General features: G+C 59.8%; 23 protein-coding genes, 1 tRNA gene and 3 pseudogenes. 14 read left to right on the top strand and 13 right to left on the bottom strand.

Going from position 1 to position 22,506, the window contains the following annotated elements; genetic code table 11:
* Positions 1-174 precede the first annotated feature (174 nt).
* Both msrA and AC0L2Z_RS21050 read right to left on the bottom strand, forming a co-directional pair.
* Positions 175-837 (bottom strand): peptide-methionine (S)-S-oxide reductase MsrA, encoded by a 663-nt coding sequence (gene msrA, locus AC0L2Z_RS21055; protein ID WP_473629198.1) that lies wholly within the window; start codon positions 835-837, stop codon positions 175-177.
* 78 nt (positions 838-915) lie between these two features.
* Positions 916-1,233: a hypothetical protein gene (locus AC0L2Z_RS21050; protein WP_128173521.1), complete on the bottom strand. Its 318-nt coding sequence runs from the start codon at positions 1,231-1,233 to the stop codon at positions 916-918.
* 416 nt (positions 1,234-1,649) lie between these two features.
* Here AC0L2Z_RS21050 and AC0L2Z_RS21045 point away from each other — a divergent pair.
* The 5 genes and pseudogenes from AC0L2Z_RS21045 to AC0L2Z_RS21025 all read left to right on the top strand — a co-directional run bounded on the left by AC0L2Z_RS21045 (position 1,650) and on the right by AC0L2Z_RS21025 (position 7,273).
* Positions 1,650-1,739 (top strand) — tRNA-Ser (locus tag AC0L2Z_RS21045).
* Positions 1,740-2,844: 1,105 nt separating this feature from the next.
* Positions 2,845-3,663, top strand: a complete 819-nt coding sequence (locus tag AC0L2Z_RS21040; protein ID WP_473629197.1) for an alpha/beta fold hydrolase — start codon at positions 2,845-2,847, stop codon at positions 3,661-3,663.
* A 310-nt stretch (positions 3,664-3,973) separates the two neighbouring features.
* Positions 3,974-5,874: pseudogene (locus AC0L2Z_RS21035) on the top strand (tetratricopeptide repeat protein).
* A gap of 110 nt (positions 5,875-5,984) precedes the next feature.
* Positions 5,985-6,137: pseudogene (locus AC0L2Z_RS21030) on the top strand (IS5/IS1182 family transposase); the annotation flags it as partial.
* Positions 6,138-6,727: 590 nt separating this feature from the next.
* Positions 6,728-7,273 (top strand): globin domain-containing protein, encoded by a 546-nt coding sequence (locus AC0L2Z_RS21025; RefSeq protein ID WP_473629196.1) that lies wholly within the window; start codon positions 6,728-6,730, stop codon positions 7,271-7,273.
* A 75-nt stretch (positions 7,274-7,348) separates the two neighbouring features.
* Here the strand turns inward: AC0L2Z_RS21025 and AC0L2Z_RS21020 are convergent.
* The 3 genes and pseudogenes from AC0L2Z_RS21020 to AC0L2Z_RS21010 form a co-directional block, all read right to left on the bottom strand.
* Positions 7,349-8,253, bottom strand: a pseudogene (locus AC0L2Z_RS21020) (ATP-dependent DNA ligase).
* A gap of 308 nt (positions 8,254-8,561) precedes the next feature.
* Positions 8,562-9,473: a PhnA-like protein gene (locus AC0L2Z_RS21015; protein ID WP_473629195.1), complete on the bottom strand. Its 912-nt coding sequence runs from the start codon at positions 9,471-9,473 to the stop codon at positions 8,562-8,564.
* 92 nt (positions 9,474-9,565) lie between these two features.
* Positions 9,566-10,114, bottom strand: coding sequence for a sigma-70 family RNA polymerase sigma factor (locus AC0L2Z_RS21010; protein WP_473629215.1), 549 nt, complete (start codon positions 10,112-10,114; stop codon positions 9,566-9,568).
* A 534-nt stretch (positions 10,115-10,648) separates the two neighbouring features.
* Here AC0L2Z_RS21010 and AC0L2Z_RS21005 point away from each other — a divergent pair.
* Positions 10,649-11,302 (top strand): Crp/Fnr family transcriptional regulator, encoded by a 654-nt coding sequence (locus tag AC0L2Z_RS21005; protein ID WP_292432737.1) that lies wholly within the window; start codon positions 10,649-10,651, stop codon positions 11,300-11,302.
* A 136-nt stretch (positions 11,303-11,438) separates the two neighbouring features.
* Here the strand turns inward: AC0L2Z_RS21005 and AC0L2Z_RS21000 are convergent, their stop codons facing one another.
* The 6 genes from AC0L2Z_RS21000 to AC0L2Z_RS20975 form a co-directional block, all read right to left on the bottom strand.
* Positions 11,439-12,221 (bottom strand): tyrosine-type recombinase/integrase, encoded by a 783-nt coding sequence (locus AC0L2Z_RS21000; protein ID WP_473629194.1) that lies wholly within the window; start codon positions 12,219-12,221, stop codon positions 11,439-11,441.
* Between the two features lie 42 nt (positions 12,222-12,263).
* On the bottom strand, positions 12,264-12,554 hold the full coding sequence (locus AC0L2Z_RS20995; RefSeq protein ID WP_473629193.1) for a hypothetical protein: 291 nt from the start codon (positions 12,552-12,554) through the stop codon (positions 12,264-12,266).
* A gap of 812 nt (positions 12,555-13,366) precedes the next feature.
* Positions 13,367-13,723 (bottom strand): hypothetical protein, encoded by a 357-nt coding sequence (locus tag AC0L2Z_RS20990; RefSeq protein ID WP_287172287.1) that lies wholly within the window; start codon positions 13,721-13,723, stop codon positions 13,367-13,369.
* A gap of 685 nt (positions 13,724-14,408) precedes the next feature.
* Positions 14,409-14,723: a hypothetical protein gene (locus tag AC0L2Z_RS20985; RefSeq protein WP_287172335.1), complete on the bottom strand. Its 315-nt coding sequence runs from the start codon at positions 14,721-14,723 to the stop codon at positions 14,409-14,411.
* A 31-nt stretch (positions 14,724-14,754) separates the two neighbouring features.
* The gene (locus tag AC0L2Z_RS20980; RefSeq protein WP_473629192.1) at positions 14,755-15,120 is read right to left on the bottom strand and encodes a hypothetical protein; all 366 of its coding nucleotides are present in this window, start codon (positions 15,118-15,120) and stop codon (positions 14,755-14,757) included.
* Positions 15,121-15,473: 353 nt separating this feature from the next.
* Complete coding sequence (locus AC0L2Z_RS20975; RefSeq protein ID WP_287239831.1) at positions 15,474-16,370, bottom strand: ATP-dependent DNA ligase; 897 nt, start codon at positions 16,368-16,370, stop codon at positions 15,474-15,476.
* A gap of 70 nt (positions 16,371-16,440) precedes the next feature.
* Between AC0L2Z_RS20975 and AC0L2Z_RS20970 the strand changes: the two genes are divergently transcribed.
* Positions 16,441-16,629 carry a DUF3606 domain-containing protein gene (locus AC0L2Z_RS20970; RefSeq protein ID WP_287172291.1) on the top strand — a complete coding sequence of 63 codons (189 nt, stop codon included), beginning with the start codon at positions 16,441-16,443 and terminating at the stop codon, positions 16,627-16,629.
* Positions 16,630-16,885: 256 nt separating this feature from the next.
* Here AC0L2Z_RS20970 and AC0L2Z_RS20965 read toward each other — a convergent pair whose 3' ends face one another.
* Both AC0L2Z_RS20965 and AC0L2Z_RS20960 read right to left on the bottom strand, forming a co-directional pair.
* The gene (locus tag AC0L2Z_RS20965) at positions 16,886-17,341 is read right to left on the bottom strand and encodes a YybH family protein (RefSeq protein ID WP_287172293.1); all 456 of its coding nucleotides are present in this window, start codon (positions 17,339-17,341) and stop codon (positions 16,886-16,888) included.
* Positions 17,342-17,735: 394 nt separating this feature from the next.
* Positions 17,736-18,626 (bottom strand): LysR family transcriptional regulator, encoded by an 891-nt coding sequence (locus AC0L2Z_RS20960; protein WP_287239830.1) that lies wholly within the window; start codon positions 18,624-18,626, stop codon positions 17,736-17,738.
* Positions 18,627-18,747: 121 nt separating this feature from the next.
* On the opposite strand from AC0L2Z_RS20960, the gene AC0L2Z_RS20955 reads away from it, so the two are divergent.
* From AC0L2Z_RS20955 to AC0L2Z_RS20925, 7 genes are all read left to right on the top strand, one after another.
* The gene (locus tag AC0L2Z_RS20955) at positions 18,748-19,473 is read left to right on the top strand and encodes an SDR family oxidoreductase (protein WP_287239827.1); all 726 of its coding nucleotides are present in this window, start codon (positions 18,748-18,750) and stop codon (positions 19,471-19,473) included.
* Positions 19,474-19,558: 85 nt separating this feature from the next.
* Positions 19,559-19,831 (top strand): Atu4866 domain-containing protein, encoded by a 273-nt coding sequence (locus AC0L2Z_RS20950; RefSeq protein ID WP_128247428.1) that lies wholly within the window; start codon positions 19,559-19,561, stop codon positions 19,829-19,831.
* Positions 19,832-19,917: 86 nt separating this feature from the next.
* Positions 19,918-20,679, top strand: a complete 762-nt coding sequence (locus tag AC0L2Z_RS20945; protein ID WP_287239865.1) for an NYN domain-containing protein — start codon at positions 19,918-19,920, stop codon at positions 20,677-20,679.
* Between the two features lie 133 nt (positions 20,680-20,812).
* Entirely contained in the window at positions 20,813-21,043 is a 231-nt protein-coding gene (locus AC0L2Z_RS20940; protein WP_027153036.1) for a hypothetical protein, read from the top strand.
* A gap of 166 nt (positions 21,044-21,209) precedes the next feature.
* The gene (locus tag AC0L2Z_RS20935) at positions 21,210-21,470 is read left to right on the top strand and encodes a DUF982 domain-containing protein (protein WP_051505610.1); all 261 of its coding nucleotides are present in this window, start codon (positions 21,210-21,212) and stop codon (positions 21,468-21,470) included.
* A gap of 220 nt (positions 21,471-21,690) precedes the next feature.
* Entirely contained in the window at positions 21,691-21,879 is a 189-nt protein-coding gene (locus tag AC0L2Z_RS20930; protein ID WP_023797481.1) for a DUF3606 domain-containing protein, read from the top strand.
* Complete coding sequence (locus tag AC0L2Z_RS20925; protein ID WP_473629191.1) at positions 21,879-22,061, top strand: hypothetical protein; 183 nt, start codon at positions 21,879-21,881, stop codon at positions 22,059-22,061. The genes AC0L2Z_RS20930 and AC0L2Z_RS20925 overlap by 1 nt, the downstream gene beginning before the upstream one ends.
* The last annotated feature ends 445 nt before the right edge of the window (positions 22,062-22,506 follow it).

Here is a 22,506-nt window from a genome sequence, read left to right as displayed (position 1 = left end):
CTGTCGGTTATTTTTCCGTTATGCACCGCCTGCCTGCCCGGTTCTCCGGCAGGCATGCGACATCAGACAGGAGTGTCTTCCTCCCGCTTCGGGCCAATCTGGCACGGCCCGAAGCAAAATTCACGCGGAATTTTGACCTGTTGGAAAAGCCGGGATCATCGTCCAGCCAAGGCCTCAGGCGGAGACGCCAGCCGGGATGGCGCAGGTGACGCCAGTGCCCTGCAGATTGCAATAGCCGTAGGGATTCTTCGCCAGATATTGCTGGTGGTCTTCCTCGGCGAAGTAGAATTCCGGCGCCGGCGCGATCTCGGTGGTGATCTTGCTGCACCCAGCGCCGCGCAACGAGGCCTCGTAGCCGTCGCGCGAGGCGATCGCCGCCTGGTATTGCGCATCAGCGAAGGTGTAGATCGTCGAGCGGTAGGTGGTGCCGACGTCGTTGCCCTGGCGCATGCCTTGCGTCGGGTCATGGCTTTCCCAAAACAGCTTCAGAAGCTGTGCATAGGACACGATCTTCGGGTCGTAGACGACCAGCACGACTTCGGCATGACCGGTCAAACCGGTGCAGGTTTCCTGGTAGGTCGGATTGGGGGTTACGCCACCGGCATAGCCGACGGCCGTGACCCAGACGCCCTCGACCTGCCAGAACAGGCGTTCCGCGCCCCAGAAGCAGCCCAGCCCGAACATCGCCTTCTCCAGCCCGCCTGGATAGGGACCCTTCAGCGGCCGCTTCGAGACAAAGTGATTGGATGCCGTCGGGATAGGATTGGCGCGGCCCGGCAGCGCCTCGGCAGGTTTCGGCAGGTTGAGCTTCTTGTTCAGCATGTCGCTGAGAAACATGTGCAGTCTCCCTTTCTCTTTGGTTGGGGACGCCTTGGTTGGGGACGCCAGAAGATCCTTAACAACAAATTATCAAGTCTAGGCGAACCGCCCGGTTGCCCGCTCCCGCCGGTAGCCGATCATGTAGAGAACGAAGGCAAGCACCGCGAACACCGCGAAACCGGGCTGGTTGAGCACCCAGGCGATGGCACCGTCCCACAGCAGCGGACCAAGCCTGTCGCGGACGAAGCTTTCGAAGGCGCTTCGCGTATCCGGCGCGACGGCGAGCCAACTCGTGTTGAGCGGGGTCATGACCAGGGCGGAGGCCGCCACAGAGCGCGTCGCGTCGACTACCGCCATGATGACCGAAACCGAAAGCGCAACCATTGCGGCAAGACGGAAGACGAAGCGGAACATCCTACCTCCCCGCAAGCTTTTCAGAAATATCTATATCGGACTGATAAATAGGATCTGCGCGCTTTATCCGCAATCGCGACACGCGAAGTTGAACCTGCGCCGCCGGTTTTCGCCGCTGAGCGTCGGTCGGTTGAGACGACGACGCCGATCGCGGCGATCGGCGTGCCAAGGCAGCGCTGGCGGTATGGACAGAGCATCCGACAAAGCGAATGCAGTGCTGTTATGTCTTGGCATTCGGCACCGGATCGACTAGATGAGCCCCGCGCCTGTTGCTTTGACGGCTCAGGTGTGGGGAAAAGGTGTCCGCTGGTTGACGGCGCCTACGGTGCGAAGTTCCGGACCGGGAATCCCCCAACAAGGAGACGGCATCTCCCCAACCCGCGCGGCGAAACCGGCCGCAGCGAAAATGCCAGGACGGAGAGGTGGCCGAGTGGTTGAAGGCGCACGCCTGGAAAGTGTGTTTACGGGAGACCGTAACGCGGGTTCGAATCCCGCTCTCTCCGCCAGATGATACTCTATCAAATTGATTTCATTGCGCTTTGCAAGTTGCAGACTTACAGTTCCTAACTCCGTTCCTAACGTTCACAAACGATGAAGCCCGCCACCGTGAGGCAGGGGGCGACTTGGTCGTGGGTGCCGGCCGTTAGGAATTCTTATCGCCCGTTTGGATTTGGCGCCGGTGCCTCTCGCACATCTCGCGGTGGCGGATCGACATGTTCAGGCTCTGGCGATGCTTTTTTGTCGGGGCGACGAACAGGTGTCTTCTTCTTCGGGTCGGGCCTCGGTGGTGGCTCTTTGATTTTGTTTTGCATATCCAGTTTCCTCCATCCTCCTGAAACCGGATCGCCTCTCTCTTGTTCCTATGGCGCCATTAAAAGGCCCGCCACCGTGAGGCAGCGGCAGAGTTTGCCGCCGTTCAGTGACGCTCTGCCGGTCCTTCGAAGAAACTCCACGAAGTTGTCGAGCACTGTCTGACCTTTCGAAGGCCGCCGGAGTTCACCGCAACACGATTCGAACTTCGAGACATGCCGATACGGCGGTTCGGAAGATGCTTTGGCTGCGATCGAACGAGCGCTAGTCTCGGCCGGTGTCGAGTTCATCCCCGAGAACGGCGGCGGCGCTGGCGTGAGACTGAAGAAGTCGCTTGCGCCCGCCCCTCACCTGACATCGCCAAGCCACCACTCGGACGTCGCGTTTTGGGCCGACAGCGGAAGGTCGGCTTCTGGCTCCGCAACGAAGATTGCAGACGTTCAACTTACTGGGAGAAGGTCGCGAATTGACCCTAGTCGGACATTCCCGGCTCAAATTTGCTCCCGGAAGCGGACCTTCACCGGAACCAGGGGATTTGACCCGATGCCGCCACTCCCGACAACCGCGACGAACGGCTTAATCAAGCCCTAAACCGCCCTTTGTGAACCCAATACGCTACCGGAAAGCGTACTTTGGGCCGGGACCAGCGCTCCTGACCCAAAGTTGCCAAGCGGCATTCGACCCTTGTGCACATTTTTTTCTGGTTCCATAGTAGGGTCCAATCGACCTTGTGGGCAGGACAGTGCGGGAAGGCCGGACGAGCGCGAGGCGCTCGCAGGTGTTCGCCCGCAGCGCAATTCTTTGCTTGCCAGCGGCAGCGTATTCGACTGCAGGCGGTTGGGCGACAGATGTTCTTTGGGGAAGAAGCTTGGGATGACCATCGTTCTCGTTCATGGAATTCCGGAAACGGAGGCGATCTGGGACGATCTCGTCCCGCATCTGCGCGACGATGACATTGTTCGGCTGTCTCCACCCGGATTTGGGTCCGTCATCCCTGCCGGCTTCGACTGTTCCATTGATGCTTATCGCGACTGGCTTGCCGGCGAACTCGAGAAGTTGGCGCAACCGATCGATCTCGTGGGGCATGACTGGGGTGGGGGACATGTCATGCGCATAGCAATGGACCGCCCGGACCTAATACGGTCTTGGACGGCCGATGTTCTGGGCGTGCTCGACCCGGATTACGTCTGGCACGACCTGGCGCAGGCCTGGCAGACGCCGGAAATCGGCGAGCAGGCGGTTGCGCAGATGGTCGGCATGCCGGCCGAGGCCAGAGCCAAGCAGTACGATAGCTTGGGTATGACCTCGGCGATTGCTGAAAAGGTGGCGGCGGGTACGAACGCGGAGATGGGCAGGGCAATCCTGGGACTGTACAGATCAGCCGCTCAACCGGTGATGCGCGAACTCGGAACCGGCTTGCCGCGGGCAGCCGCCAAACCCGGCCTGGCGCTGATCGCGACGGAAGATTCCTATTGCGGCGGCGAGACGCTCGCGCGCCGTTCTGCCGAGCGCGCCGGGGCAAAGGTTGCCGTTCTGGAAGGGGCGGGTCATTGGTGGATGTGCCAGCAGCCAAAGCAAGGTGCTGACGCGATCAACGCGTTCCTGGCAGAGCTGAACTAGGCCAGAACCGCGCGACGAAAGACGGTCGGTGACAAGGGGACGGGCAATGCGCATGATGAGAGGCCAGCATGCTACCGCATTGCCGCTGTAGTCTTCAGAGCAAACGGTGCTATCTCTGCTAACTGCGAAGGCCGATCTGAAGCGGCGCCCTGCCGTCAAAAGCGACGCTCCCTGTTGCCGCGAATTGCTGCGTCGCCGTAAAATGACGCGAAGTGCAACAGCGGTCATGCCCATTTGGCAGCGTGCTCGCCATGGCACTTCGAGGGGTGTAGACTCCGCGCACGTTACATGTTCATGCAGGGGCGCGCTCATGAATGTTCCCCCGCTCGACCGGAAGCTGCTGGCGATCCTCGCTGCGGACATGGCAGGCTATTCGAAAGCGATGGAGGCCGACGAAGCCGGCACGATTGCGCGGTTAAGGGCGGTTCGCACCGAGGTCATCGATCCCGCCATTGCCCGGCATCATGGCCGTATCATCAAGCTGATGGGCGACGGCGCGCTGGTCGCGTTCGATAGTGTCGTCGATGCGGTTGCATGTGCCGTGGAGATCCAGACAGCGTCGGGGACGCGCAATGCCGGATTGCCCGAGGCTGAGCGCGCCGTGTTCCGTATCGGCGTCAATCTTGGCGATGTCGCCCTGGTGGATGACGATGTCTATGGCGATGGCGATGGCGTCAATGTCGCAGCGCGGTTGTAGCAACTCGCCGAGCCGGGAGGCGTGATGGTGTCCGGCACAGCCTACGATCATCTGCAGGGCAAGCTCGACGCCCTCTCGATTTCCTGAGCGAGCAGCGGGTAAAGAACATCAGCCGCCCGGTTCGGATCTACCGACTGAGACTCGACGGCAAACGAGTGCGCCGGCCGTTTCGCCAGATCATGCCGCACTGGGCTGCCATCGCAGCGGTAGCGATCCTGGTGCTGGGTTTAACCGGCGCTTGGTCGTTTTTTTTCAGCCCGCACCCTTGAGGGCCAAGCCTTCGGTCGCAGTTCTGCCCTTCGCCAATTATGGCGGCGACGATGCGACCGGGCGTCTGGCCGACGGCTTGACCGAAGACATCATTACCGACCTAGCCCGGTTTCCCGAACTCGAGGTCGTCGCGCGGAATTCGACGGAAGTTTACAAAGGAAAGGCGGTTGATGCCCGTCAGGTCGCGAGTGTCCTCCACGTTGGCTATGTACTAGAAGGCTCGATTCAACGCCAAGGTGACCGGGTGCGGATCGCTGCGCAGTTGATCGATGCGAAAACTGGCAACCATCTTTGGTCGGAGCGTTGGGATCGGCCCACTGAGGACGTCTTCGCCGTTCAGACCGAAATCGCAGAGCAGGTCACCAACCGCCTCGGCGGCGGAGTGGGACTAATTCAAGAAGCCGGGCGGGCTGCAGCCAAACGTAAACGGCCTGAAAACCTGAATGCCTATGAGTACTATCTGCTCGGGACGGAGAAGATTGAAAAGCTCACCAAAGCGGATGAGGAGGCGGCCATCACGTTTCTCAACCGTCGAGCTGGATCCGGGGCTGGCCCGGGCTTGGGTAGAACTTTACCATGCTCATGCTCTATTGGCTGTGTTTGGTTTCAATCCCGAGAGCAACTTCAAGGCGGCTGCCGAGGTGGCCGAACGCGCGGTGCGGCTTGACCCGAGCGACGCTGAAGCACACGCGGTGTTTGGTATGAGCCTTGCAGATCAGGGCGACATCGCCCGCGCCAAGGCTGAGATGGATACGGCCCTTCGCCTAGCTTCTGGTTCGTCCGAAATCCTGACTTTCTATTCCGGCTTTGCAGCGCATTTCGGTGAACCCGAACGCGGCGCTCAAATGGTCGACCAAGTCATCCGGCTCGACCCGAACTACCCGATGTGGACGTCCAACTTCTTCTCCAATGCCTATTTTATGGTGGGCCGGTATGAGGACGCGCTGAAGACGCTGGAGCGCATGACGCGTAACAACTACCAAAAGTGGAATTGGGTGGTGCGTAGCAGCTCCCTCGCGGCACTGGGTCGAACCGATGAGGCAAATGCTTCGGTTGTGGAAACTCTCGAGCAGCACCCGGACCTGACTGTCGAGAGCATGATCAATGAATCCGGCCTGAGCACAATGGAGCGCAGTCGGTTCATAGAGACAATGCCGCTAGCTGGTTTCCCTCCCTGCGCCAAACCGGAGGTGCTTGCGAAGCCCGCCAAACCTGTGCGGCTGCCGGAATGCGAAGCAGGATAGTCGTGCTTCCCAGACGCCGATTGGATCTTGTCCTCCAGCATGGAGCCTGGGCGAATATCCCTCCAAAGAGCAATCGGAAAGACGCGCTCAGCTTCAGCCCGTAGCTCTAACGGGCTCGAAATCTGGTCGAAAGGTTCTTCAACAAGATCAAGCAGTGTCGGCGAGTGGCAACACGCTACGACAAGCTCGCGGCCAACTACCTTGCCTTCATTCAACTTGCGTCAATCCGGGTATGGCTGCGCGTTAACGAGTCCACGCCCTAGTTCCCAGTTAATCCGATAGATCATCGATCGTCTGCCGCATATCCGGGCCATTGCCTGGACAACCGCCAAGGCTGCGATTGTGCGTTTGGTCCTGCCTCCGTTGCGATAGTTGCCGTTCCGCTTGCCTTCAGGTGCGCCACCGCCGGCACCGTGCATGCGACAGACTGCGCAGCCCCTCACCGCTGGCGATCGAGACTGGCAACCCGTCCGCTTCGACTGAGCATGACACCGAGGCGCTAGGTTCATGAGGTTGACGTTATTTTTTTCCGTCACCCTGCGGCGTTTTCTGTGCCGCCGTCATAAGTCGAGCACTGTTTGACATGAAACGTCAGCCTGAGGTTGTCGCCCATGAACTGGAGCGGGCCGGCGGGCCCATCTAAAGTCCGCAACGCTTGGGGAGCATCCGCGGTTTTCGCCTTCTAACGAATGTCGAGCGTCGGAATGTGGTCACTCGGAATAATTCGGGCGGGGGGCTCGTAGATTCCTTAGACGATGCCCGGTTACGGCAAAGTGGATATGTCCGAATGTCACTTCATGAAGCCGCCAGACATGCTGCGGCTTGCTCTGGCTTAACTCGAAGGAAAACAGAGATGAAAACGGCTGTCTCGACCTCTTTCACAAGACGAAGCGTTGTCGCCGGGCTGACCGTCGCCCCGATGGCTTTGGCGGCGGCGGATAATACCTCCGCGCAGGCCAACCAAACCACGCCTGAGAACAGTCTGTACGAGCGGCTGGGAGGCGTCTTCCCCATCGCAGCGGTGGTGGATCACTTCAGCGACGCCATCGTGAAGAACCCCATCGTCGGCCAGACGTCCGAGAACCCGCAGCTGCGAGAATGGCACACCGAGAACCTTGGAAGGTTGCCCGGCCTCAAGTTCATGCGCACGCTGTGGGTCTGCGACGTTTCTGGCGGGCCCTTCAGGTTCACGGCCACCAAGCCCGGCACGACGCCGCTCGGCCTTGAGGAGGCCCACCGGGACCTCCGGATCTCTCCCGCGGAATTTGATGAGGTCGCAGCGGAACTCGGACGGACGCTGGACTTCGCCAAGGTTCCGAAGCCTGAGAAAGCGGAGGTCCTCGCAGCCTTCGCCGCACACAAAGACGAGGTCACCGCCGGCTACGTCAAGCAGGGCTGAAGCGCCTCAGGGTCGACTCAATCAACCTACCGCAAGTGGCCCAGATGGTGGAAGCGGTAAGGACGACCCGACTGCTTAAGGATCAACAAAAGGCGGTTCAGATCGAAGCGGAAGCTCACTCGTCATCCAGAAGTCCTGCAGCGAGGCGTGCCGAAGGTCCTCTTCGCCGCGCAAGTGCTTCACGCGGGCTTTGACCCCCGGCTTGACCCACTGCGTTGCCGGCCGCTTTGGCATGTCCTTGGGCGGTGGCCCGGCATGTTCCTGGACCCTTTTCCAAAGTCTCTCGCGCATCTCGCGATTGACGCTGACGGCACTGCCGACATATTTGCGGGTCCCCGGCTCGGCCATCAGGGCAAAGGCCGGCTTACCCCGCTCGCGCTCGACACCAAGAAGCTCGAATTCGCTTTCGGTGAAAGATTTTGTCTTCAGCCAATTGGTAGTCGGACCGCTGCGGTATTTAGAGTTCGCGCGCTTTGATACCATCCCCTCCAGGCCAGCCTTGTCGACTAGGTGATAAATCGCATTCGCCTCGCCCGGCAGTGCCTCGCTGAATTGGATACGGATATCAGGAGGGATCATGCCGTGCAGTATCTCCCGCCGGTCCCCCAGTGCCATGTCGCGGAGGTCGTGGCCGTTGAGGTGCAGCAGATCAAAGGCGACGAAGTAGAGGTCGTGCTGGCGCCGCGTGATCGCCTTCCGAAGGGCGGCAAAATCCGAAATGCCATCCTCATTCAAGACGATAATTTCGCCGCCGATGATGGCACCCTCGACATGCATTGTCTTGGCCGCTGCAGCTAGGTCGCGGTATTTGGAGGTCCAGTCGAGTCCGCGGCGGGTGAAAATCCGCGCGCCGCCGCCGTCGATGATGATCTGGGAGCGGTAGCCGTCGAACTTGACCTCGTGAATCCAGTCGTCCCCCCGGGTGGCTTGGCGACCAGCTTGGGCTCCATCGGTGGAATAAACGCCAGCCTTTCGGCCATACAAACCCCAACGCAACAGCACCCGATTTCAATAAAGTTTGATCTTTTTGGTTCCATGAGCGAAGAAAGCCCGCGCCTCCGGGAGAGGACGCGGGCTGATCGGAGGACACCGATCGCAGCATGTGCCTGCGAAAACATGCTGCAAATGGCCAAACTATCGTCGCAAGCCTTTGTTCCACGCGCAAAAAAAGCCCGCCGCACCTTTCGGCATGGCGGGCTTAAGTCGCATGCGGCCCCTATGTTTCAATCCTTCAAGGCATCATCGCGCTTGAACGAGGCCGGCGTCGCGTCATCGGCGGAACTGAGAGTCATGTCAAACCGTGCCGCGTAGGTATGAGGCGGTCTGCAAAGACTGGGTGAACCACCCCGGAACGGCCACCAAACCAGCCCGCAATCGCGCCAAGCACAAGGGAAGCGAATGCCAGGAGTGCGCCGGACGATACGACCGAAGCAGCGATATCTGCGGCTTCCGCCGCTTGTTGCTTCGCCTGCTCGACGGCTTGGTGATATTGTTGTTCCATCTGCGTCACCTGCTGCGTGGCTTGTTCGAGAGGGATGCCGCGCGCCGTCGCCAGTGCTTGTGCCGCGTTTTGACGCGCTGCGTTCGCATCCGCCTCGTTGCCCATGATGAGAGCGCGCATCGCGTTAATGGCCGCATTGTTAAGGGCTTCCGGATCTGTTCCGGTCGAGCGCACCTGAGCTCCAATAGCTTCGAGAGGATTGGCCTCTGCGACAATCGGGGCCGCAGTCTGCGCTACAGTCTCGCTCAAGCCGCCGACGGCACTTGCGATGCCACTGAAAGCTCCGCCAACAATCATGCCGACGGTGCTGGTGAGGAAATATAAGACCAGCAAGGTTGTGAGTGCCCACGTTGTCAGACCATGGAAGGCGCCCGTGGTCGGGAGCGTCTTGCCGGACATCCGAGCAGCGATGTAGCCGCCAACAAACGCAGCAACAATGCCGGACAGGACGTACCAGATACCGGCTACAATCGACAAGGTCGATGCCTCGGGATTGTCACCGGTCCCGGGATCGAGCGTGGCGATGCCCATACCCGCACCCAGCAAAGTCAGCAGGACTTGGACCACGAGAGCGACGACCACCCCGGCGAAAATGGCGCCCCAGCTAACTTTGTTCAGCAAGATCGTGCGAGCGTCGTCACTGGCGGTCGAGTAAGCCAAATTTTCGTCCTGGCGGGAGTGGGGAAATGCGTCGCTCATCAGTTTTATCCTTATTGCGGCGAGTTACTGGGGGACCAGCGCTGCGAATGATTTGCCTCGGCTTGCTGGTGACTGCATCGAAAGGGTTACTCCTAAACGCGCGCCTCGTCGAACTGGAGGGCGGCGGCGGAGATGGACGAGGTGGTTACGGCATCGCCCGAACCCTTTTCGCCAAACGTTCCTAGGAGCCGGTGGCGCGCGCGGCTCAAGCGGCTCTTGATCGTTCCGATGGCGCAGCCGCATATGCTTGCCGCGTCGTCGTAACTGGTCCCGAGAACGCCTATCAAAACAATAACCTGGCGCTGATCGTCCGGCAAAGCTTCGATGGCCCGCGCCATCTCCTGGCTGCGTAGCGACCATTCCTGGCTCGCCGCGATCGCAGGCCGGCTCGAAGCGCAATCGAGCAGACCGGGTCCCTCGCGATTCGCCATTTTGATGCGCGTATAGAAAGTGTTGCGCATTATGGTGAAAAGCCAGGATTTCATATTGGTCCCGGGCTGGAAGCGGTTGATGTTTGCGATACCTTTCATCAGCGTCTCCTGGACCAGGTCGTCGGCATCGTAGGCATCCCTAGAGAGCGTGCGGGCGAAGGCCCGCACGGCAGGGATGAGGGTCACAAACTCGCTCCGCTCTGTTGGCATGTTTATCTCCGAGTTCGAATGAGGTTGATCGGTCTGATAAGCCCACGCTAACCCGTCGAAAGAAGGTCGGTTCCACATTGGCGTCGCGGTTTTGGAATTACTTACGTGCAGACTAACAAATGCTAATTTTCCGGCATCGTGCGGGTCGGGACGACAGCTTCGAATCTTATTGGCGGTCGTCTTCGCGAGCGAGACGACACGCCCTCATCAACCATTTAGCTGTCCGTTGAGGGTCACCTCCGTTCCGCACATTCGGACCTGATGGGCGCGGCGCGTGGGACGAAACGGAGCCCCGGACCGACAAAGGGGATTGGCCAGCAAACCGCAATCGCTTAAAAAGGGGTTGGTCTGATCATCGGTGTTTCCTCGCCCGATGAGCGACCATAAGCACCAGAAGGAGAAGGCTGTGCCACAACGCGACCAACCACCTCCCTGGGGCGTCGGTGCCCCCGGCATATTGTGACTGGCACTTTCACAGCGCTGATCCTGGCTCTCGAGCGCCGAGACCACATCAGCGAGGAAGAGAAGAGGTTATTGGAGCAGCTGCCGTTCCGAATCCGGACGTTTGCTGCTGGCGAGAAACTTGTGGTGGAGAGCTCCCGTCCAACCGAAAGCTGTCTTGTCCTGAACGGCTTTGCGGCCCGCCAGCAATACGTCTCCGAGGGCAAGCGCCAACTTACGGCAGTTCATATAGCGGGCGACTTCGTTGACCTGCACTCGATGCTGCTAAAGGTCATGGACCACAGCGTCGTGTCGCTTGGGGATTGCATCGCTGCGTTCGTGCCCCATACCAGTCTCCAAGCCATAATCGCTGCGTCGCCACATCTCGGTCGTCTGCTGTGGCTCTCTACTGTGATAGATGCCGCCATAGAGCGGAACTGGGTCACCTGCCTCGGCCGCCGGCCGTCCAATACTCACCTTGCTCACTTGATCTGCGAGCTCTACGCACGTCTGGAAACTGTGGGGCTTGTCCGTGGCCAAAGCTTCCAACTACCCGTTACGCAGTCCGACATTGCCGATATCGTTGGTTTATCAGTCGTACACGTTAACCGGATGATCCAGGAGTTGCGCGCATCTGGGCTGATCAGATGGGATCGCAAAATGGTGACCGTTCTCGATATCGATCGCCTTCGCGAGTTGGCGGATTTTGACCCGACTTACTTGAACTTGATACGAGAGCCTCGGTAAGTGCACGTGTGCCTGCTAGGGCTTCTAGACTTTCCGGTTCCTCTTCGGCTTGGCTGCTAAGGCAGCAGGAAGAGTGATTTCGGCCTTAAGTCGTTGCTCCCGAAGGCGAGCCGTCTTTGCATCCCGTGCGGCGCGCTCATTGTGCGTGAATGCCCGTGCAGCATCCGACGTGCGCGTCTTTGCCCGCCTTCATGCGCTCAGCCGGCACGGTCCAGACCTTTTCGTCCAGATCCACCTCAGGCCACTTCATTCCGAGAACTTCGCCCGAACGCGCCGCCGTCAGGATGAGATAATCCAGCGCCTTTGCCGACAGGGCTTCAGCGGCCCGCAGGCGCTTCGCGAATACCGGGACATCAGCGTAAGGCATCGCTGGGTGGTGCCCGCGAGAGAGCTTCTTTGCCTTCGCCAGCAGGTGTTGCAGATGGCCGCGCCACAAAGCTGGGTTTTCGCCCGATCGATGCCCCGAGGCCTTGGCAAAGTCCAGCACCCGTTCAATTCGGCCGCGAAGCCGTTGCGCCGTTTCCGGCTTGGCCTGCCAGACCGGCTTTAAAATTTCGAGGACCTCGGCCGTGGTCACCTTGTCGACCGGCTTTTTGCGGATCGGTTTGCAGTAGGCATCGCCGAGGGTCATTTCCCATTGGGCCTTGTGTTTCGGATTCCTCCAGCTCTTGCAGACTTCAACAATGAAGTCTTCCGCGCACTCAGCGAATGTTGGAGCTTCGGCCTTCTTTTCGGAAGGCTGTTCTATTGGGTCAAGCCCGCGCCGCAGGCGGTCGCGGCAGGCGGTCGCGACAATGCGCGCATCTTTCAGGGAGACAGAGGGATAAGAGCCGAGCCCCGCTTCCTTCCAGACGCGGCCGGCACCCGAGCCCTTGAAGTGGACGAAGGTCCAGGACTTGGTCCCACCCTTCTTGACCATCAGATAGAGCGGTGAAAACTCAAGGGAATCAACGGCTTTTGGTTACATTAGCAGACGTTGGCGGACAATGGTGTAGAAGACGCTCTCTCCGCCACATTTCCCTACTAAAAGGTTGTTTAGCTGAGAAATATCGATCGTCGTCGAATTTCCTTGCACCTTCGGTTGGCGCTTTGCGCAGGCCCGATCCGCGACAGCCTGCCGCATTCTCGAACCATCCGAAACGACGCTTCCGCCTGCATTCGCGTCAGGCAGTTTCCCCTTCACCAAACGTGGTTCAACGACGGACGCCACGGCGGTGAACGCAAGTAGTGTACGGCGGGTGACTTCGGGCATGCGTCATATCCTTGCTATCTGACAGGCCGGCCGGCGCAACACTTCGGAGAGGCGCTCTAGGACGCGACTACATCGTTTGCTGACAAAATGTATCCGCATTGCTGGCCGGTTCCCTAAAAGCCGAAAAAAAACGCAGGGTGGTGGGCTCCCACAATCCGCACCCACCCCGCCTTCGGACAAGCTCCCCCGGGGGGTCAACCGGCACGGACAAGGATGCCTGCTTCGCGCACCCATCAGCAGCGGTGTGGCTTCTAGCCGCAAGCAATTGCTTGAAGCAGTTCCCGACACCACATGGCGTTCCATAGCCAGCCAAGCGAGATGAACTCGCCCGACCCAGTCGCTGCCCTCCACCGTGGATCATGGCGACGACGTACGGCCAACCTTTAGGAACCAGAAAGACATCATGCCTGAAAATACCAGACTGCCAACGAGTGACGTCCCCCTCATCAAGCTGGGCAGCTGTCAATGCCGCTTCCCGGTTCGCGAAGATCGGTCAGTGCCCGGCGGTCACCGCTTTTGTGCTGGGCCAACTTCGCCTGACCGCGTGTACTGCGATCATCACCACAGCATCGTGACCGCCGTCGAGCCCCGTCGAGCCCGTTCGGGTTTCCACCTCGCTCAACGACGCGCCGCGTAAGTAGTTACCGGGCGGCTGCACCTCGAACCGGTCTCAAGGGCTCGATGTGATGCTCTCCCGCGTGTTCGGGCACCCACATCGTCGGGCCGAGCAGTCCAAGAGAGCCGCAGAACCATCCGCTTTCCATTGAACTCGCTGGAGCCATCGAATTGCGGTGGCTGCGGTGACAATGGTATCAGCCCCGCATCATCGAGTGCAGGATGGCCTGCATGTGCTCTTCCAGGTCAAGTTCGCCCCGTGCTTCAGTGGCTAACAGGTACTCGGCCTTGGCTCGGCGGTCGCCTCGACTGATCGCAGGATAGGAGCAGATGGCCAGCAATGCGTCCTCTTCAATCCGGTCTGCCCTCTTGCGGTCGTGGCTGCTGCTGTCCGTTCGATGAACAACCCTGTGGAGCGCGACATAGGCCGCCTCATGGGCTCCAATCAGCGCCTGCAATTCGCGCGAGGCACCTTCCCCTTCAGCAAACGTCGGTTCAACGACCGAGGCTACGGCGGTGAACGCAAGAAGTGTACGGCGGGTGATTTCGGGCATGCCTCATATCCTTGCAGTCTGATCATGCAGGAACACCATAGCACCGAAACAACAGTTCGGAGAGGCGCTATGGAATGGGGCAGCGTTGTCTGCTGACAAAAATGTATCCGTTCCCGCAGTTGCTTGCCTCGCCTACTGCTGGCCGGTTGGGCCTCTGAAAACTGAAAACACGCAGTGTAATGGGGACGCAGCAGGCGAGGAAAAGAAATAGTGCACTGTCACCGTAGTTGCCTATAGATCAGGCGAAAGCTTGCTTTTGAGGGGTCATTCCGGTTCGAAATGAAGGCCGCCGTCATGAGGCGGCGAGGCGCTACGTCGTTCTTGCGCGGCGGTTATGACTTCCCATCGCCGTTTGGATTTGGTGCCGGAGCCTCGCGCACGTCTCGTGGCGGCGGGTCCACATGTTCAGGCTCCGGCGACGCTTCCTTGTCGGGACGACGGACAGGTGTCTTCTTCGGGGCGGGCTTCGGTGGCGGGTCTTTGATTTTGTTTGGCATATCCAGTTAACCGGATCGCCAAGCTCTGGTTCCGGTGTGCCCATCAAAATGCCCCGCCACCGTGAGGCAGCGGGCGACGGGTGGAATGCGGGAACGGAAGAAGACAATAAGGTGCACTGTCACCGGAAAAATCTTCGGGTCCCGGCGGCGGCAGAAAGGCAGCAAGGTCGGGTCTACTTCGAGGAAGGCTACTGGAGAAAATCCGGCAACGTTATCGTGTGTCCATTCCGGTCGAATTCCGAAGCAAAGCTGTAAGACCTCGAGAACTCGAAGCTGACCTTGTCGTACAGGCCGGGTTTGTTGGAATAATCCTGCAACTCTTTAAACAGGATTTTCTGATCGAAAGGCCAAGCCAATCCTTCGGCCACGCTGCGCACCTCGCCGCAACCGACCTCGATGTCGACGACAGTCTTTCGCGATTGGACGTCCCCCAGAAAATGAAGCTGTTTATGACGGTCGGCGCGTTTGGTGTGCCCGTAGCTGTTCAGCTTGAAAACCTCCACAAGATACTTGACTTGTTTACCGACAATCTTCCTATTTTCTTGATAATATATCTTGGTGTGCCTTACCCGCTGGATCAAATATTCCCTCTTGCACTGCGGTGCCGAGATTGAATTGTAGAATATCAGGTAGTGTACTGCTCTTTCCAGATTCCTTCCGAAATCCTTTCGCATAGTAATCATCCAGGAATTGGTCTATCTCGACGCCAGCTTTCGCTGCGGGGTCCTTTTCCTCACGGTACACCTTGTTTTTGCTGTAGGTTTTCGGATCGTCCAAGGCTCCCGACTGCCTGGTGTCGCCTTCCATCCCTCGGCGCAATGTGACCTGCTCCAGGATGATCTCCGATGCCGATAAAGGTACCGAAAAGAGCACAATGCCCAGAGACAACAGATACTTCATACTTCACGCACCTCAGGGATAGCAGGAGCCACGGCAGACAGTTGAACCGGGGCATTGCGGCCAATTCGCGGCCTGGTTGCCGCCCAGCCGGGCATGTCCGTAGCGGCTCGATCGCCACATAATACAGATCGCGGTGGCACTCCCATTGCCGAGCGCGCCCCGCACAGATCCGACGAGCCCGATTAGCGCATACAACTCCTGCCTCGGGTAATTGACGGCGCTGGTGCGGCCAAGGATGAAGGATGCGCGGTTTGGGCAGCCAGTCGTTGGCCAGCCGCCACTCCCAGGTCACGACGTCCTTCTGGCTGCGGCGCCGAAGCGTCCGTCGCTCAAAGGGGCGCAGACAAAGCGCACTAGCTCTCGTCACCAAAACCCAGCAGCGACGCATTGCGTATGTGGCTGTGGTCGCCGCGAAGATGCCTGATGCGCAGCTTCACCCCGGGCCTGAGCCATTGTGTCCCCGGCCGTTTCTTCATGGCCTCTGGCGGCGGCCCGGCGTGCTCCCGAACCCGCTTGAACAGCCGCTCCTTCATGTCGCGGCCCAGGCTGATCAGGGCGGAACCGACATATTTCCCGGTGCCGGGCTGTGCCAAAAGGGCGAAGGCTGCCTCGCCGGGCTGGCGCTCGACGCCCAGCAGTTCGAATTCATCGACTGTGAAGCTCTTGGTCTTCAGCCAGTTCGAGGTCAGGCCGCTGCGATATTTGCTGTCGGCGCGCTTCGAGACAATTCCCTCAAGCTCGACCTCCTCGACGAGGTGGAAGAGCGACTGCGCGTCACCAGGCAGGACCTCGCTAAACCGAATCCGGCTGTGCGGCTTGATGATACCGCTGAGAATTTCGCGGCGCGCCTTGCAGCCGACGTCGCGCAGATCATCGCCGTTCAGATGCAGAATGTCGAATGCGCACAGATACATGCCGTAGGGATTGTTGTGTACGGCGTTCTGGAGCGCGTTGAAGTCGGGCATGCCGGCCTTGTCGGTGACGACCGCCTCGCCGTCGATGATGGCGTTCTCGACCTCAAGCTCACCCGCGGCTTCCATGATGCCCAGATATCGACGCGTCCAGTCCTTGCCGGTTTCGGTATAGACGCGGATATCCTCGGGCCCGTTGATAATGATCTGGGCGCGGTAGCCATCCAGCTTGATCTCGTGAATCCAGTCGTCACCCTCGGGCGGCATGGCCACCAGCCTGGGCTCCATCGGGGGAATGAACTCTAGCCGGCCGGTGCCGGCCTCTGCCCGCCTGCGCATGGAACCCAGTCTAGGTCACAGGCGTATATTAGCCATAGTCAATATTAGAAAATTCTAAAGGACGTGCGATATGGCAGACGACCAAAGCAAACGCGACTTTCGCGACCGCAACAAGATATCGGCGAGCGACGATTATGAAGTGAACTTCTTCGCTCTGCAGAACAACATCACGCCGGAGCAGGTGCGCGAACTGATCCGCAAGCACGGCAACGATCGGGCAGCCCTGACCGCCGCCGCGAAGGCATTGCCGGCACAATGATGACCAAATGCTCAGACCTGGGGCCGCCGATCGCCGGCTGGTCATTGGCTATTTCCGTACGATAGGCAGAAAAGCCCGCGCCCCGGGGTGGGGAAGAGGACGCGGGCTGATCGGAGGGACGAGCCGATCTCGCAGCATGTCTGCAAAGGAAAATAATGCTGCGGAAGCCGAACTTTCTACCTAAGCCTTTGTTCCAACGCAAAATAACCCGCCGCAGCTTTCGCCAAGCCGGTCAATGAGGCCCGGATATCAATCCCTATTGGGCCGCACCTAAATTCCAGATGTCCCGATGCAGGCGCCATGTCCCATCGTCGCCCTTTTTCCAGACGTCGATGTACTTGCCCGCAACGGTGGAGAGGGCGCCGTCTTTGTTCGGCACATCGAGCGTAAATGCGCCAACTTCGTAGGCGAGGTTCGCGCTCTCTTCCACTTCCAGCGCCTTCAGGGTGAGATTCTTCATCCCGCCTTTGATCGCGCCCTGCCAGAATTCTTCCACGCCCTTGCGACCATCGACACGCTTACCGTCGGGCGGCAGCAAGGCAGCGTCCTCGGTATACAATTGAGCCACCGCCGCCGCGTTTCCGCTGTTGAAGGCGTCCGTGAATTTCGGCAGCGCCGCTTCGATGTCCTCGCGAGCCGACTGGGCGGCCGCAGACAATGCAGACGAAAGAAGCAGCACAGCAGCAAATGCAAATGACTTAACCGGTCTCATCTCGTCCTCCCTTTGCGTGATCGACATATCTACCGGATGAATAGCACGCCCAACCCGAGTGCGCCGCCGCGCCCGCTCAATCGGCCAGACCTGATTTGCATTAGGCTTATCTAATATAATTGCCCAAGCGCCAGACGCTCTCAGCCCACAACCCGATCTGCCCGCTTTCTCCGCCAGAGGCGCGGGATTGCGGGCGGCCCGGCAGCCTGTTGGGGGTGACCGGCCGGCCGCCGGGCCTGACCGGCTTGCGGCCGGCTGACGGAAACATGCGCTCACACTAATATAATTGCAATATCGAGATAGCGCTGCGCACAGCGAGTTTTGACGATCTCCCGTCCCAAAGCGGATGATGGGCCGGAAAGCGATTTCGGCTCGATCGGTCCGCGTGAAAACGCTAGCCAGGACACCGCAGGTGTTCGACAAGCGCGCGCAGCTTCGGCGCGGCGTTGCGACGGCTCGGATAATACAGGTAGAAGCCGGCAAAGCGCGGGCAAAAATCCTCGAGAACCGGCACCAGTTCGCCCCGACCGATCCACGGGCGAAAGCTTTCCTCCATGCCGAAAGTGATGCCGGCGCCGGCAATGGCGAGCTTTATCATCAACGCCATGTCGTTGGTCGTGATCTCCGGCGCAACCGCGACGCTGAACTCCTTGCCGTCCTCGGCGAATTCCCAACGATAGGGCGCGACCTTCGGGGCGCGGCGCCAGCCAATGCAGCGATGTTCAGCGAGTTCCCTCGGATGCGAAGGCTGCCCAAACCGATCGCGATAGGCAGGCGCGCAGACGGCCAGCTGCCGCTCGTCACCGGCGACAGGCACCGCGATCATGTCCTGCTCGATCACCTCGCCGAGCCTGACGCCGGCATCGTATCCCTCGGCGACGATGTCGAATTCCTCGTCCGTCACCGTGATGTCCATCCGGACCTCCGGATTGGCTTCGGCAAAGGTCGCTAGGAACGGCCCTGAAAGAAAGCGCTCGGCGATCGACGAGACGGCGAGCCGCAATTGCCCGCGTGGACGCCCGCGCAGGTCGCCGGCGCTCTCCATTGCGGCGCGCATGTCGGCAATGGCGGGCGCAATCTCGGCGTAGAGGCGTTCGCCAGCCTCGGTCAGGCTGACGCTTCTCGTCGTGCGCTGGACGAGCGCGATACCGAGCGTCTCTTCCAGCCGCTTCATCGTCTGGCTGACCGCCGAGCGGGTGACGCCCATTCGGTCCGCAGCCGCACGAAAGCTCCGCTCCTCGGCGACGAGGGCGAAGACGGCCAGCGCATTGAGATCCGGCTGCATTGGTTAGCTGTGCTTTCGACGCTGTGAACAAATGGTCGTCTTATCGCAACAGTGAAACAGATCCATCTTCGTGGCAACCGCTGCATGGCGGCTCGCAAAATCAACCAGACGGAGACGAAACATGTCCCTTAGCAAAGTCGTGCTCATCACCGGGGCGTCGAGCGGCATTGGCGCCGCCATCGGCCGGGAGCTCGGTGCTGCCGGAGCAAAGGTCATGCTCGGTGCGCGCCGCACCGATCGGCTGGACGCCCTCGCAGAAGAGATCAGGGCAAAGGGCGGGGAGGCAATGACGCGCCGCCTGGACGTGACCGACCGCGCCGATGTCGCCGCCTTTGCCGAGGCAGCGCGTCAGGCCTGGGGGCGCGTCGACGTGATCGTCAACAATGCCGGCGTCATGCCGTTGTCGCTGATGGCCTCGATGAAGGTCGATGAATGGGACCGAATGGTCGACGTCAACATCAAGGGCGTGCTCTACGGCATCGCTGCGGTGCTACCGGAGATGACGGCCCGAGGCTCCGGCCATGTCGTCAACATCGCCTCCATCGGCGCGCTTTCGGTATCGCCGACAGCCGCTGTCTATTGCGCAAGCAAATACGCGGTCCGCGCCATCTCCGATGGCTTGCGGCAGGAGCACGACAACATCCGCGTCACCTGCATTCATCCCGGCGTGGTCGAGAGCGAGCTCGCCGACACGATCACCGATCCGGTCGCGGTGGAAGCGATGAAGACCTATCGCGCCATTGCGCTGCAGCCCGACGCGATCGGCCGTGCCGTGCGCTTTGCCATCGAACAGCCGGACGATGTCGACGTGAACGAGATCGTCATCCGGCCGACAGCCAGCAAGTAGTCCGATGAAACAGATTTCCATACTTGCCGCTGCCGTGCTTGTTGCCGGCGCGGCCGGCTTATCCGCACAGAAAGGCTTCGCCCAAATGAATATCGCGCAAAATTCCGTTACCCCAGCTTCGGCAAGCCATCCCTATGTCGGGATGTGGGTCACGGCGGATGGCCATATCCGCCACAACTTGCTTCCAAATGGTCGCTATGACGAAGCGCGTGGGAACCGTGACAGCGCATACCAGGGGCGCTATGAGATCCGGGGAAATCACATCGACTACTGGGACGACACCGGCTTTACCGCTGACGGAACGTTCATCGACGGTGTGCTGCACCACGCCGGCATGATCTTGTATCTGGAGAAGTAGATGACGTCCGTATCTCGATAAAGAGGTTTCGCATGGCTCCGCTGCACCATATGTCTCTGGTGCGCAGCCAAAAACAGGGGCTCACCTTGCCAACCGAACCACGTTCTCCACGGCTTGCAGTGCTGATCGACGCGGACAATACCTCGGCCAAGATTGCCGACGGCTTGTTCGAGGAAATCGCGAAGATCGGCGAGGCAAGCGTCCGTCGCATCTACGGCGATTTCTCCAGCACCCGCTCAAAGGCGTGGGCCGACGTGCTGTCGAAGCATGCGATCATCCCGCAGCAGCAATTCGCCTACACCACCGGCAAGAACGCATCCGACATCACGCTCGTCATCGACGCCATGGACCTTCTCCACAGCGGGCGGTTCGAAGGCTTCTGCCTGGTGTCGTCCGACAGCGATTTCACCCGCCTTGCCGCTCGCATCAGGGAGCACGGCATCGACGTTTATGGATTTGGCGAGCAGAAGACGCCGGAGAGTTTCCGGCAGGCATGCCGCCGCTTCGTTTACACCGAGAACCTGCTTCCGACAGCGTCAGCCAACGCGCAAGATGCGGCGCCGACGAAATCCTTGCAGCCGCCCAGCGCCGCGACACCGATCATCACCAGAGTCATTTCACAGATGGGAACCGAGGACGGCTGGGTGCCGCTCGGGATTGTCGGCAATCAGCTCGCCAATCTGGTATCCGACTTCGATCCCAGGACCTTCGGCTTTCGCAAGCTGAGCGATCTCGTGCGCAAGACCAATGCCTTTGAGATCGATCATCCCGAGGGTGGAGCGATGCGTATAAGGGTCAAGCCAGCTGCGAAGGCCAGAGAGAAATCGAGGTCGGCAGCATCGCGCTGAGCCCTGCAAAAAGCTAGCTGTCCCAGTCCAATTGGTGTCCGATCGACCTCTGGTCGGACCACAATTTCGCTGGCGAAAACCACCCATTCGGCGTATTATTCTCGTGGCAGAGAGTTCATGGCGGAGGAGGCCAATGGACATCGTTTCGAGAGCGCCTGTCGTTGACTTGCCGGCCCATGAACTCGTTTCATCTGCGCTTTCAAAATTCCGCGCCGGCGACACCATATCGACCAGAGCCGCAATAGATACCATCCGCCGGGCAGGCCCAGCTTGTACGGACAGCGACGACCAACTGGTCGAGCTTATCGTCATGACCGCAATTGGTAGGACCATGGGGATCGTGTTCGACCATCGGTGCCGCTAATGCACATCACCCGGCCCGCAATTGGCTTGCGCACTGTCCGGACGACACCGGCGAGGTAAGCTATTCAGTAACCATGAATCGTGACCGGGATTGATCGCGCCATTCGCTATCGGAACGAATAACTCCGCTGCGCCGTTGCTGTCCTTGGAGTCGAGGATTGACGGCAATGCGTGATGAACAATTCGACGTTCCGGTGACGATCGAGAGCGAACGCACCGGACGCCGGCTTTCTGTGACGAGGACGGTCCAGGCGGCCTCGCTTCTGGTCGACAAATGGCCAAACGAAAAGCGCGGGCCGAAATATCGCGCGGCCTTGAAAGCCATGATGGATGCGATGGAGCAGCGGCGGGCGGTTGGCACTGCGCGGCGGGCATTCACGGCGGCCGCCAAGGAAGCCCATGTGTTTGTGCGCGAAGGCCGGCATTAAAGCGCGTCACGTCTGAAGAGCGCGATGCCACGTGCTTTTGGTTCTTGTTTTTAGGGATGTCGTTGCCCAAGACGGCTGCGCAGCTTTGGGCGACATGCATTGTTCCTGTTTATGCATGTCGTTGTCCCAAAACCGCTGCGCGCTTTTGGGCGACAGGCATTAAGGAACCTCACGAAATCTCCGCCGTTATGCTCCAGGTCCAAGCGAGGAGAGAACTGCCATGCCCGACGACAAGACCAAGACCGACAACCGCGATCGCTCACAAGTAGCCGGCGACGAAGACTATGAGGTGAGGCATCTCGCCGAGGAAGCCGGCATCACTCCCGACCAGGCTCGCACGCTGATCAAGCGCCACGGCACCGACCGCAAGGTGCTGAACGAAATCGCCAAGAGCATAAAGGCATTGTGATGGCTGACAAACGGACCGCAATGGCCGATCGGAAGAAACGCGAACCGGACGACAAGGCGGCCCTGCGACTGGCCGAGACAACTGACGTTTCGCCCAACCAGGCGAAGGATCTGATGCGCAAGCACGGCAAGGACAGCGCCAAGGTCGAGAAGGAAGCCAAGAACTTCAAGGCCGAAGGCTGAGCAGCCGATTTGGCGGAGCGAGTCCGCCCTCGTTCCCGCATCAGCTCCGCACCCGCCAGCCATTCGCACGCTGGACGACAGCCCCATCCCATTCTTCGATGAACTCGGCTGGAAGCGGGCGTATGCGGACGACTATGCCGTGATCTATACGCGAAATCGCTGATTTTCGGCGGCTTCGCCCCGCCGCACGGCTTGTCTTTGAGCGCCGCGCTGAGAGCCGCGACGGCAAATTCTTTATAGGATTCTTATTTCTTTCCTCTTCGCCACGTCTCGAACCTTTATGGGGTTTGGATCCATATTCCGTCGGGAAGGACACATCTCGGTCGCCATTATCATCGCGACAGAGTGTCTTCACATGACTTCAACGCTGCCCGGCTGCAGGCAAGCCAGCGCAAAAACGAAAATAAGGAACAGCTCCGATGGACATCATCGTTCTCGGGATACG

This window comes from Mesorhizobium sp. WSM4850 (assembly GCF_055811735.1).
Note: the sequence above shows the minus strand (reverse complement) of the source record. Positions and strands in the feature narration are given on the sequence as shown.